The 13103-nt window shown below is 51.3% G+C and carries 11 protein-coding genes; 5 read left to right on the top strand and 6 right to left on the bottom strand.

The window, feature by feature from the left end; genetic code table 11:
• Window positions 1–262: 262 nt before the first annotated feature.
• Entirely contained in the window at window positions 263–808 is a 546-nt protein-coding gene (syd, locus tag OGV85_RS20250) for a SecY-interacting protein (RefSeq protein ID WP_003034087.1), read from the bottom strand.
• A 68-nt stretch (window positions 809–876) separates the two neighbouring features.
• Between syd and queF the strand changes: the two genes are divergently transcribed.
• From queF to xni, 5 genes are all read left to right on the top strand, one after another.
• Entirely contained in the window at window positions 877–1725 is an 849-nt protein-coding gene (queF, locus tag OGV85_RS20245; protein WP_003034084.1) for an NADPH-dependent 7-cyano-7-deazaguanine reductase QueF, read from the top strand.
• A 112-nt stretch (window positions 1726–1837) separates the two neighbouring features.
• Window positions 1838–3202 carry a nucleotide 5'-monophosphate nucleosidase PpnN gene (gene ppnN, locus OGV85_RS20240; RefSeq protein ID WP_003034076.1) on the top strand — a complete coding sequence of 455 codons (1365 nt, stop codon included), beginning with the start codon at window positions 1838–1840 and terminating at the stop codon, window positions 3200–3202.
• A 560-nt stretch (window positions 3203–3762) separates the two neighbouring features.
• Complete coding sequence (locus tag OGV85_RS20235; RefSeq protein WP_003034073.1) at window positions 3763–5052, top strand: HAAAP family serine/threonine permease; 1290 nt, start codon at window positions 3763–3765, stop codon at window positions 5050–5052.
• Window positions 5053–5105: 53 nt separating this feature from the next.
• Window positions 5106–6473 (top strand): L-serine ammonia-lyase, encoded by a 1368-nt coding sequence (locus tag OGV85_RS20230; RefSeq protein WP_003034070.1) that lies wholly within the window; start codon window positions 5106–5108, stop codon window positions 6471–6473.
• A gap of 166 nt (window positions 6474–6639) precedes the next feature.
• Complete coding sequence (gene xni / locus OGV85_RS20225) at window positions 6640–7395, top strand: flap endonuclease Xni (protein WP_061548000.1); 756 nt, start codon at window positions 6640–6642, stop codon at window positions 7393–7395.
• 76 nt (window positions 7396–7471) lie between these two features.
• On the opposite strand, the gene fucO is transcribed toward xni, so the two are convergent.
• The 5 genes from fucO to OGV85_RS20200 all read right to left on the bottom strand — a co-directional run bounded on the left by fucO (window position 7472) and on the right by OGV85_RS20200 (window position 13086).
• Window positions 7472–8620, bottom strand: a complete 1149-nt coding sequence (fucO, locus tag OGV85_RS20220) for a lactaldehyde reductase (protein WP_061548001.1) — start codon at window positions 8618–8620, stop codon at window positions 7472–7474.
• 27 nt (window positions 8621–8647) lie between these two features.
• Window positions 8648–9295 carry an L-fuculose-phosphate aldolase gene (fucA, locus tag OGV85_RS20215; RefSeq protein ID WP_003034062.1) on the bottom strand — a complete coding sequence of 216 codons (648 nt, stop codon included), beginning with the start codon at window positions 9293–9295 and terminating at the stop codon, window positions 8648–8650.
• Window positions 9296–9436: 141 nt separating this feature from the next.
• A complete protein-coding gene (locus OGV85_RS20210) occupies window positions 9437–10435 on the bottom strand; it encodes a LacI family DNA-binding transcriptional regulator (RefSeq protein ID WP_003034060.1) in 999 nt (332 codons plus the stop codon).
• Window positions 10436–10501: 66 nt separating this feature from the next.
• The gene (locus OGV85_RS20205; protein WP_061548002.1) at window positions 10502–12082 is read right to left on the bottom strand and encodes an FGGY-family carbohydrate kinase; all 1581 of its coding nucleotides are present in this window, start codon (window positions 12080–12082) and stop codon (window positions 10502–10504) included.
• 53 nt (window positions 12083–12135) lie between these two features.
• On the bottom strand, window positions 12136–13086 hold the full coding sequence (locus OGV85_RS20200) for an ABC transporter substrate-binding protein (RefSeq protein ID WP_003034057.1): 951 nt from the start codon (window positions 13084–13086) through the stop codon (window positions 12136–12138).
• Window positions 13087–13103: the final 17 nt, after the last annotated feature.

The following is a 13103-nucleotide window of genomic DNA, read 5'->3' as shown; positions in this document are numbered from 1 at the left end:
GGTGAAGAGCCATCATCCTGATGTTCTCTTCGTTGTGCGACTCCTTGTCGACAGATATAGAATCGCCTGTTTCGCTTTGTCTTACAAGATGCTTACAGGCTTACCCTTACGATTATTTTCGTATGAAAGTTGACAATAAAAGACTAACCAATTGAATAATAATAAATTATTATTTTATTAATTCATTAAGTCTTTACTTATCACCTGGCAATGTCCTACAGGGTTTGTAAGAGATCTCTCACAAGATTCAGGGCAAACAGGATTACAGAACTGGCTTAAGTTGAGTGAGGAATTCCGCAAGTGAGGCCGCCAGCACCGTTCGTTTACGGGTTCCCAGCGTTTCTTTGCACACTTCACCGGACAGATTGCACACCGAAATGACGTCAAGCTCATTATCTTGTGTGGCAATAAAAAGCGTAGGCGAAAGCTTAAGTCGCTTTTGCGTAACCAAGTGACCAATCAGGTTTTCCTGAACGCGCCTGAAGTCATCTTCACTCCAGGTCTGCAGCAGCGTCAGCTTTTCATCCGCAAACTGCGCGTGCATATCCCCGGCAAACTGGGTGGTGTAAAAAGCGTGAACGGCAGGTTGTATCACAATATCAAATGCCCGTTCAACCGCATTGAGGTTTTTTTCGCCGACAAAAGGTTGAGGCTGCCAAAATACCGCATCGTCTGTGGAAGAAATGATGCACGGAGAAGGTACGCCATACAGCTCTTCACTGAGTGGCCAACTGTTGTTTTTTTCATGCCATGCGTCGCAATAACGCGTCGTAAAGGCTACCAACGCCTGCGCTGTCAATTCGTCCACTGATTTCTCTCTTCACAAAAGCCAGGATACACTTGTCGCATAGTGTATCTGGTTTATGACGGTGAAACATGTCCTCTTATGAAAATCATCAGGCGCTTGACGGCCTGACTCTAGGTAAATCAACGGATTACCGAGACAATTACGATGCAAGTCTGTTGCAGGGTGTTCCGCGCAGCCTGAACCGCGATCCGCTGGATTTAAAGGCCGATACCCTGCCTTTTCACGGTGCAGATATCTGGACGCTGTATGAACTGTCGTGGCTGAATACCAACGGCTTACCGCAGGTCGCAGTCGGTCACGTGGAACTGGATTACACCAGCGTAAATCTGATTGAATCGAAAAGCTTTAAGCTTTACCTGAACAGTTTTAATCAGACGCGTTTTGATTCCTGGGATGCGGTACGTCAGACACTGGAAAACGATCTTCGCGCCTGCGCTCAGGGCGATGTCAGCGTGGCGCTGTACCGCCTTGACGAACTGGAAGGGCAGCCGATAGCCCACTTTAACGGCACCTGTATCGACAATCAGGATATCGTCATCGATAACTACCAGTTCAGCACTGCGTATCTGGAAAATGCCGTGAGCGGTGAAAAGGCAGTGGAAGAGACACTGGTCAGTCATCTACTGAAATCCAACTGTCTGATTACCCATCAGCCCGACTGGGGCTCCATACAAATTCAGTATCGCGGACGGAAAATCGACAGGGAGAAGCTGCTGCGTTATCTGGTCTCCTTCCGCCACCATAATGAATTTCACGAGCAGTGTGTGGAACGCATTTTCAATGACATTCTGCGCTTCTGCCAGCCGGAGAAACTGAGCGTTTACGCACGCTACACGCGACGTGGTGGCCTGGACATTAACCCATGGCGCACCAACACCGATTTCACTCCGGCAACCGGTCGTCTGGTGCGTCAGTAATCTTTTTTCTCAATTTTGCGTGTCGGATTCCGCGCACAAGGTTGTGAAAGGTCATAAGCCAGGGCTATTGTAATCACAGGGAATGACGTGTTGCGTCCCATAAGGAGTTTACTTGATTACACATATTAGCCCGCTTGGCTCAATGGACATGTTGTCGCAGCTGGAAGTCGATATGCTTAAACGCACGGCCAGCAGCGACCTGTATCAACTGTTTCGTAACTGTTCGCTTGCCGTTCTGAACTCCGGCAGTTTGACCGACAACAGTAAAGAACTGCTGTCACGCTTTGAAAGTTTCGATATTAACGTACTGCGCCGCGAACGGGGCGTGAAGCTGGAACTGATCAACCCACCTGAAGATGCGTTTGTTGATGGACGCATTATTCGTGCGCTACAGGCTAACCTGTTTGCCGTGCTGCGCGACATTCTGTTCGTCAATGGCCAGATCCATAACGCCGGTCGTTTTCAGCATCTGGATCTCGAAAGCTCGGTCCATATCACCAACCTGGTATTCTCGATCCTGCGTAATGCCCGGGCGCTGCACGTCGGTGAAGCGCCGAACATGGTCGTCTGCTGGGGCGGTCACTCAATCAACGAAAATGAGTACCTGTACGCCCGTCGCGTCGGCACCCAGTTGGGCCTGCGCGAACTGAACATCTGTACCGGCTGCGGTCCAGGGGCGATGGAAGCGCCAATGAAAGGCGCTGCGGTAGGCCACGCCCAGCAGCGATACAAAGACAGCCGCTTTATTGGCATGACCGAACCGTCAATCATCGCCGCTGAACCGCCTAACCCGCTGGTAAACGAACTGATCATCATGCCGGACATTGAAAAACGTCTGGAAGCGTTCGTGCGTATCGCCCACGGTATTATCATCTTCCCGGGTGGCGTAGGGACAGCAGAAGAGCTGCTGTATCTGCTGGGGATCCTGATGAATCCGGCCAACAAAGATCAGGTTCTACCACTGATCCTGACCGGACCAAAAGAGAGTGCGGATTACTTCCGCGTGCTGGACGAATTTATCGTGCACACGCTGGGAGAAGATGCGCGTCGCCACTATCGCATTATCATTGACGATGCAGCGGAAGTGGCGCGCCTGATGAAAAAAGCGATGCCGCTGGTGAAAGAAAACCGTCGCGACACAGGTGATGCTTACAGCTTTAACTGGTCGATTCGTATCGCGCCCGATCTGCAGATGCCGTTCGAACCGTCCCATGAAAACATGGCCAACCTGAAGCTGTACCCGGATCAACCCGTTGAAGTACTGGCGGCCGATCTACGTCGCGCATTCTCCGGTATTGTGGCTGGTAACGTGAAGGAAGTCGGCATCCGCGCTATTGAAGAGTTTGGCCCGTACAAAATCCACGGTGACCGCGAAATGATGCGCCGCATGGACGATCTCCTGCAGGGCTTTGTTGCACAACATCGTATGAAGTTACCGGGCACTGCGTATATCCCTTGTTACGAGATCTGCGCCTAACCTTCTACACCCGCTAGCAGCACTATAGCGATGACAGTTTTGTCCATATCAAAGCCGGGTTTGGCGCATTTGCCTCCCGGCTTTTTTTAGTGATACCAGTCACATAGCCCTGACAATCACATAAATACCAGTGATGATTCATTAAAAACAGCGTGCCACGCAAACGATTACCTTGAAAAACCAACCGTGATTTATCTTAGTAAATTATTATTAGTCGCCGAAATCATCTAAAAACAACAGTTTTTACAGCTGAACACGCCTATCTTCGCGCCTTCGCTTTCATGAGATATGTCGTTAATGTTAGCCTTCGCGCCCGTAAATTCGCTTTGACTATTTTTTAACAGATTAATGGCCCAAATTTATCCACATAAAAGGTGGATTATTGCATTTGGGATCCCGATCACTGATACATTCATTACTAAAATGTATCTTTCCGCCCGAAAATTATTACGGCGAAAAATTATATAAAAATCGCTCAACGAATTTCGATTTACAGCCGGGTACTTTCTCATTGGATTGACCTCAAACCCGGCTTTTTAAGCTTCCTCCAGGAGAAATAGATGGAAAACACTCAAACCAGCACTATCGTTACGGGCCAGACCCGCAGCGCATGGCGCAAGACAGACACCATGTGGATGCTGGGCCTTTACGGCACGGCGATTGGCGCGGGTGTATTGTTCCTGCCGATCAACGCAGGCGTAGGCGGTATGATCCCGCTGATCATCATGGCAATCCTTGCCTTCCCAATGACCTTCTTTGCACACCGCGGTCTGACTCGCTTTGTGCTGTCCGGTAAAAATCCGGGTGAAGACATCACCGAAGTTGTAGAAGAACACTTCGGCGTTGGCGCAGGTAAACTGATTACCCTGCTCTACTTCTTCGCTATCTACCCGATTCTGTTGGTTTACAGCGTAGCAATCACCAATACCGTTGAAAGCTTCCTGACCCATCAGCTGGCGATTACGCCTCCGCCACGTGCAATCCTGTCTCTGATCCTGATTGTCGGCATGATGACCATCGTGCGCTTCGGTGAGCAGATGATCGTTAAGGCGATGAGCATCCTGGTATTCCCGTTCGTTGCGGCTCTGATGCTGCTGGCGCTGTATCTGATCCCTCAGTGGAGCGGTGCGATTCTGGAAACCATGTCTTTTGACTCTGCGGCAACCACCGGGAACGGCCTGCTGTTGACCCTGTGGCTGGCGATTCCGGTAATGGTGTTCTCCTTCAACCACTCCCCGATCATCTCCTCCTTCGCCGTGGCGAAGCGTGAAGAGTACGGTGATGAAGCTGAGAAGAAATGCTCCAAGATTCTGGCATTCGCTCACATCATGATGGTACTGACCGTTATGTTCTTCGTCTTCAGCTGCGTATTCAGCCTGACCCCGGCGGACCTGGCAGCAGCAAAAGAGCAGAACATCTCGATTCTGTCTTACCTGGCGAACCACTTTAACGCGCCGATTATTGCCTGGATGGCACCGATCATCGCGATTATCGCTATCACCAAATCCTTCCTCGGCCACTACCTGGGCGCACGTGAAGGCTTCAACGGGATGGTGATTAAGTCTCTGCGCGGCAAAGGCAAATCCATCGAAATCAACAAACTGAACAAAATCACTGCACTGTTCATGCTGGTAACCACCTGGATTGTGGCGACACTGAACCCGAGCATCCTCGGTATGATTGAGACCCTGGGTGGCCCAATCATCGCGATGATTCTGTTCCTGATGCCGATGTATGCCATCCAGAAAGTACCGGCAATGCGTAAGTACAGCGGCCATATCAGCAACGTCTTCGTTGTGATTATGGGCCTGATCGCTATCTCCGCTATTTTCTACTCTCTGTTCAGTTAATTCCCCTGCGCCGCTCTTCGGGGCGGCGCATCTCGATACACAATGGACGCCTCATGATTAGCGTATTCGATATTTTCAAAATCGGCATTGGCCCTTCCAGCTCCCACACTGTTGGCCCGATGAAAGCAGGCAAACAATTCACGGATGACCTGATTGCACGCGGAATTCTCACTGACGTAACCCGCGTAGTGGTTGATGTCTATGGCTCCTTGTCTCTGACGGGGAAAGGTCACCATACCGACATCGCGATTATTATGGGCCTGGCGGGTAATCTGCCGGATACCGTAGACATTGATGCCATCCCTTCCTTTATCCAGGATGTGAATACTCATGGGCGTTTGCTGCTGGCAGACGGTCAACATGAGGTCGAGTTCCCGGTCGACAAGTGCATGAATTTCCATGCGGACAATCTGTCCCTGCACGAAAACGGGATGCGTATTACCGCACTGGCGGGCGAAAAAGCCATTTACAGCCAGACTTACTATTCCATTGGCGGTGGGTTCATCGTTGATGAAGAACATTTTGGTTTACCGAACAACTCTCCGGTAAACGTGCCGTATCCGTATAAATCCGCAGCTGATTTGCAACGTCATTGCCAGGAAACCGGCCTGTCACTTTCCGGTCTGATGATGCAAAACGAACTGGCCCTGCACAGTAAAGAAGAGCTGGAACAGCACTTTGCTAACGTCTGGGAAGTGATGCGTAGCGGGATTGAGCGCGGCATCACCACCGAAGGTGTATTGCCGGGCAAACTGCGCGTTCCGCGTCGTGCTGCTGCGCTGCGTCGCATGCTGGTCAGCAGCGACAAAACCACCACTGACCCGATGGCGGTTGTTGACTGGATCAACATGTTCGCGCTGGCCGTGAACGAAGAAAACGCTGCTGGTGGACGTGTGGTTACCGCGCCAACCAACGGTGCATGCGGGATTGTTCCTGCCGTACTGGCGTATTACGACAAGTTTATCCGTGAAGTGAACGCTAACTCGCTGGCACGCTATATGTTGGTCGCGAGCGCCATTGGTTCACTGTATAAAATGAACGCCTCTATCTCTGGTGCCGAAGTCGGCTGTCAGGGTGAAGTTGGCGTGGCCTGCTCCATGGCAGCGGCTGGTCTGGCTGAACTGCTGGGTGGTAGTCCAATGCAGGTGTGCATCGCGGCGGAAATCGGTATGGAACATAACCTGGGTCTGACCTGCGATCCGGTTGCCGGCCAGGTACAAGTACCGTGCATTGAGCGTAACGCGATCGCGTCCGTGAAAGCGGTGAACGCCGCACGTATGGCGCTGCGCCGTACCAGTGAGCCACGCGTGTGCCTCGATAAAGTTATCGAGACCATGTACGAAACCGGTAAAGACATGAATGCCAAATACCGCGAAACATCTCGCGGCGGTTTGGCAATGAAAATTGTCACCTGCGATTAAGTCCCACCCCATTGCCGGATGGCGCAAGCTTATCCGGCCTACAGTGCCGTATTCATTTGTAGGCCGGATAAGGCTTCAGCCGCCATCCGGCAAAATGTTGTATCAGATCTTCGCCTCCACTCGCCGTGAATGTTACCCTACAGACTGATTTGTTAGGGAGAACACCGTGGCCGTCCATCTGCTCATTGTCGATGCACTGAATCTTATCCGCCGAATTCACGCCGTACAGGGCTCACCCTGCGTGGAGACGTGCCAGCACGCGCTCGATCAGTTGATTGTGCACAGTCAGCCCACACACGCCGTGGCGGTATTTGATGACGAAGCGCGCAACAGCGGCTGGCGTCACCAACGCTTACCTGACTACAAAGCCGGTCGCCCGCCAATGCCTGACGATTTACACAAGGAAATGCCCGCCTTACGCGCCGCTTTTGAACAGCGCGGTGTCTGCTGCTGGGAATCCAGCGGGAATGAAGCCGATGATTTAGCCGCAACTCTGTCGGTGAAAGTTAGCCAGGCCGGACATCAGGCAACCATCGTCTCAACCGATAAAGGCTATTGTCAGCTACTCTCCCCAACGCTGCGTATTCGCGATTATTTCCAGAAACGCTGGCTGGATGCGCCGTTTATCGAGAAAGAGTTCGGCGTACTGCCGCAACAGTTGCCTGATTACTGGGGACTGGCAGGGATCAGCAGTTCTAAGATACCTGGGGTTGCCGGTATTGGTCCTAAAAGCGCCACACAATTGCTGACGCAGTTTCCAACGCTGGAAGCACTGTATGAACATCTGGATGACGTACCGGAGAAATGGCGTAAGAAACTCGAAGAACATCGGGAGATGGCGTTTTTGTGCCGCGATATCGCGCGGCTGCAAACGGACTTACATATCGACGGAAACCTACAGCAGCTACGGCTGGCACGGTAGTCTTATTTTCGGATGGCGCTGCGCTTATCCGGCCTACTTAACGTATAACCCTGTAGGCCAGATAAACGCCAGGTGATTACCAGGCAGTATGGTACAGCTCGACGATATCCCCAAGGCTCGCTTCACGCGGATTTCCCCCGGTACAAACATCGTCAAATGCGGCCTGCGCCAGCGCAGGAATATCCTCTTTACGGACGCCAACATCGCGTAAGTGCAGTGGGATCCCTACATCGCGATTAAGGGCGAAGACAGCATCCACTGCCGCTTTGCGTGCTTGCGCCAACGTCAGTCCTTCAACCTTAACCCCCATTACCCGGGCAATATCGCGGAATTTTTCCCCAGTGAATTCGGCGTTATAGTGCATCACGTGCGGCAGCAAAATAGCATTCGCTACGCCATGCGGCGTGTTATAAAACGCGCCTAACGGGTGTGCCATGCCATGCACTAATCCCAGACCAACGTTGGAGAAGCCCATCCCGGCAACATACTGGCCCAGGGCCATCGCTTCACCCGCCTGGCTGTCACCCGCAACGGAACCGCGCAATGACCCGGCAATAATTTCGATGGCTTTAATGTGCAGCGCATCGGTAAGCGCCCACGCTGCCCGGGTGATGTAACCTTCAATGGCATGAGTCAGTGCATCTACCCCAGTAGCCGCTTTTAATGCAGCAGGCATGCCGTCCATCATATCAGCATCGATGAACGCCACCTGCGGGATGTCATGTGGATCGACACAAACAAACTTACGCCGATTCTCTTCGTCAGTGATCACGTAGTTAATGGTCACTTCCGCCGCTGTTCCCGCGGTGGTTGGGATAGCCATAACCGGCACGCTCGGGCTGCGCGTCGGCGATAACCCTTCAAGGCTGCGTACATCCGCAAACTCCGGGTTATTATTGATAATGCCAATCGCTTTACAGGTATCCTGCGGGGAGCCTCCGCCGATGGCTATCAGATAGTCTGCGCCGCTTTGCTGAAAGACACTCAATCCCTCCTGCACTACCGCAATGGTTGGATTAGGAATAACGCCTGAATAGATTTCCCATGCCAGACCTGCAGCATCCATTCGGGATGTCACTTTCTCAACAACGCCGCACTGCACCAGATTTTTATCAGTCACAATCAACGCCTTGCGATAACCGCGACGAATAACTTCATCGGTTAATGCGCCAACAGCCCCCCGGCCAAACCATGCCGTTTCATTCAGAATCATTCTGTTCGCCATTGTATTTCTCCTTTTCGCTATGCGAAATTACTCTTCAATGCGTAATCCGTAAGATTTGAATTTCTCCAGCACAATAGCGATCTCCTCGTCATCCAGCACCGGCACCGGGTCAACAATCGCCAGCGTGCTCAGGTACAGACGGGCCAGAACTTCCACTTCATGCGCCAACCACAGTGCTTTTTCCAAATTCGCTTCGCAAGCAATCAACCCATGGTGCTGTAAAAGCGTTGCCTTACGGTTTTTCAGGGCGACGCTCACATGCTCTGACAGCTCTCGTGTACCAAACGTCGCATAAGGCGCACACGGAATAGAGTTCCCCCCCGCCGCTGCAATCATGTAGTGAATTGCCGGGATAGGGCGATTAAGAATTGAAACGGCCGTGCAGTGTACGGCATGGTTATGGACAACCGCATTGGCATCCGGACGCGTCTGGTATGCCGCCAGGTGAAAACGCCATTCACTGGAGGGTAATTGTCCTTTATCATATTTCCCGTCGTTATCTACATACACGATCATGTTTTCAGTAAGTCTTTCGTAAGGAATACCGCTGGGCGTGATCAGCATCCCGTTTTCATAACGCGCACTCACATTTCCCGCCGTCCCCTGATTCAATCCAAGGCTGGTCATTTCCAGACAGGTTTCAATGATTTCTCGCGACAAACGCATTCTTTCCATAATGATTCTCCGGGTACAGTTTCCCCTCGTCTTTATTGCGAAAAATACAGCCGCAGAATAAGACGGGTCAGGTTTCAGGTACAGGCAGCCACTGAACGTATTTATTCAGATTCAGTTGGCCGATTTATTTATAGCGACATATTAAGGCTGTCTTACGCGCTTAATAAGTTTCATCTCAACTTTTACAGTTTCTTTAATTGGGTGATCATCAATAGCACTCATCATCATATCGAATGCTTTTTCCGCCCAGACATTTTCATCCTGTTGCATTGACCAGACATTATTGGCGAGGAATCCCAGCATTGGGTGTTCATCGAATGTCCCAATATTAATTTCCGGTGGAATTGTGCCCAAACGATTACGAATAGCGTTAATGGCCCCTTCCAGTACCGGTAATGATGAGGCGATAAACGCCTGCGGACAGCCCTGTTCGCCGATCAACTCATCCATCAGTCGATAACCACCTTCAGGAGTGTTGTCCGGACCTTCACGCACCCAATCTCTATGTGAAATGCCATTATTGTTCAATGCATTAAGATAACCTTGCAAACGATCACCAATGCTGGGTAATCCGGTATCCCCCACTAAAAACCAGATTGGCGACTTTCCAGCGTCAAACAGACTCTGCGTCAATTTCTCGCCGCCCAAGATGTTATGACTTTCTACCAGTGCGTTATCGGTATACTTAAAATCACGGTCAAGTAACACCATCGGTTTTCTGACCTGACGTAAATGGTGTTGCTGATTCTCTAACGTTGAGGGAACAATAAAAAGGCCATCAACATTACGGGCGATTAACGCTTTGGTCAGTTTATTTTCGTAATCAACATCGTCATAGGTACAGCTAATCGTTAACTGATAACCTGAACGACGACAGCGTTGCTCAAGTTTTTCTGCGAGTGTGGCAAAAAAGACGTTGGAAATATTGGGTACAATCAATCCCAAAGTATCCGTTTTATTTAATTTCAGGCTACGTGCTGAATGGTTAATGACGTAACCATAGCGCTCGACATATTCATTAATACGCGTTTGGGTTTTGACACTGATTCGATATTGCTCTGCTTTCCCGTTCAGCACCAGTCGTACGGTCGTAACCGATAAATTCAGATCGCTGGCTATCTGTTCTACTGTTTTAGCCATCTATATGCCCCAGTCCACATCCAAAAACGTCAATCTACAATCATAAAAGTATTTTAAACTTTTGTCTTACTGCATAAGTTGGTTAATCGCCTGCTGCTGATCCCACAGCATCAGATAAGCCTGGTATTTGCGATCATAGAAGTTCCGCCGCACCGGGTTCGCCTTAATCACCTCGCCCGATCGAACCATTGCCCGGCATGCGGACGGTATAGTTGCCCACGCGCCGCATGCTACCGCGCCAGTGATAGCCGCACCTAACGTCACCGCATCCTCTTCCTGCATAAGATGAATATCGCATCCGGTAGCATCGGCATATTCTCTCATCCACAGTGGGTTATGCGTTGCGCCGCCGCACAGCGTCAGTCGGGAAATGGTGTGACCGTTTTCACGCATCACTTCCATAATATGCCGCGTACCGCAGGCGATCGCCTGTAATGTCGCCAGGTACAGACGAGCTACCTGCATCTCACCTCGTTCCAGCGTCAAACCACAGATGCTGCCTCGAGCATCGGGCCGTGCGCGCGGCGAACGATTACCGTGGTGATCGGCAAGCACATGCAGATAACGACCAGGCTCAGACTCCTGCTCCTCAAGTGCGGCAACCCATTCATTAACTAAAACAATGGGATGGCAGCCCCGGGCCTCAGCTTTGTGAAACAGCTCAGCACTGGCTCCTGATTCCTGAAGCGTCCAGTCGACTAACGCCCCAGCAGCACTCTGCCCCCCTTCCGTCAGCCAGTAGCCTGGCAGCATGGCTGACCAATAAGGCCCCCAAACACCTGGCGTATGAATTTCCTGCTCGCTGCACAGCATATGGCAATTTGACGTTCCGCTAATCAGCGCCAACGTCCCCTCAGGCTCAACCCCGGCAAGCGCAACTCCGCCAGCATGGGCATCAATCATACCGCTGGCGACGACCACTGCAGTCGTCAGCCCCAGCGCCTGGGCCGAATCGCTGCTAAGCGTTCCAACGCCAGCGCCTGGCGGAAGAATACGCGACGGGATTTTGCCCAACAAATCCGTTAATTCAACGGCGTCTAGCAGGGAGTGGCTAAAGCGTTGTTCATGTGCCAGATAGTTCCATTTACAGGTCAGCGTGCACAAACCGGCAACATCAGTGGCGGTAGCTTTAGAGACCAGAAAGTCCGCAAGATCATAGAAACGATGTGCACTCTGCCACGTTGCGGGAAAATGATTTTTCAGCCACAGCACCTTGGGAAGTTCCATCTCTACGCTGACTTCGCCGCCGACATAGCGCAGAGCCGGATCTTGCGTGGCATTAATGCGTTTGGCCTCATCTACCGCGCGATGATCCATCCACATGATGATGTTATGGTCTGGCGATTCACCAGGTGAAACCGCCAGTCCCTGCCCGTGTTCATCGAGGGCAACTAAGGAGCAGGTGGCATCAAATCCCAGTGAACGAATCTCCTCGACGGGAACCCCCGCTGACGACACCGCTCCTCTCACCGCATGGCAAACCTGCTGCCAGATTTCTGCAGATGACTGCTCAACCCGCTCAGGACCGGGTCGAAACTGCGAGATGGGGCGTGTCGCAAAAGCCAGCCGTGTGCCACTGGCATCAAAGACACCAGCCCTGACGCTGGCGGAACCGACATCCACACCGAGGAAATATCCACTGCCCATAGTAACTCCCTGACGCTGGCTAATGATGGGGCGAGCACCTCGCCCCAACGGTCTTATTTTTTACCGAATGGGTGTAACAATTTGTCAATTTCTGGGGTATCAATGTTCTTCGCACTGACAAATTTCACCGGAATATCAATCTCTTTCGGTACAGACTGACCCGATACCGCTGCATTCAGCGTCTTGATACCCTGGTAGCCAATCTGATAAGCGTCCTGTACCACAAATCCCTGAATCACTCCGGACTTCAGGAAGGCAATGATTGCCTCGGTGCTATCAAAACCAATCACCTTCACTTTACCTTTCAGATTTTGGCTATCAATAGCGTTTGCTACGCCCAGCGTTGAACCTTCATTCGTGCCATAAATCCCTGCAATATCCGGGTTGGCCTGAATCATATCGATGGTTTTATCCATCGCCTTTTGCGGATCGCCATCACTGTACTGGACCGGTAGCACCTGAATATCCGGATATTTCTCCTTCATACGGGCAATAAACCCTTCCGAACGCTCAATCGCAGAAGAGGTCCCTGCTACGTGCGCAATAATTCCCACTTTCCCTTTACTGCCCACTTCCGCTGCCAGCGCGTCTGCGGCTTCAGCACCGGCTTTACGGTTATTCGTGGCGACAAAGCTCACCGGGATATCAGAATTCACGCCGGAGTCAAACGTCACAACTTTAATACCGCGTGAATTTGCGGTCTCAACTAATGGCGCAAGCGCGTTGGCATCTAACGCAGCCAGTAATAATCCATTGGGTTTTTGCGCCATCGCGTTTTCAACCAACTGAATCTGCTCGGCAATCTGAGTTTCATCCGCCGGGCCAACATAGCTGGTTTTATCGCCCAACTCTTTTGCTGCTGCTTCCGTCCCCATTTTTACGGTTTGCCAGAATTCATGCTGGAAACCTTTACTGACCACCGGAAGGTTCATATCTTTAGCCAATACGCTGGATGTCATACAGGCCAGCAGGGATAACGCATAGACAAAATTCCTGGTTCTCATTGTTTTACTCCGTTCTG

Source organism: Citrobacter sp. Cf132, assembly GCF_030333885.1.
Taxonomy (GTDB): Bacteria; Pseudomonadota; Gammaproteobacteria; order Enterobacterales; family Enterobacteriaceae; genus Citrobacter; species Citrobacter freundii.
Note: the sequence above shows the minus strand (reverse complement) of the source record. Positions and strands in the feature narration are given on the sequence as shown.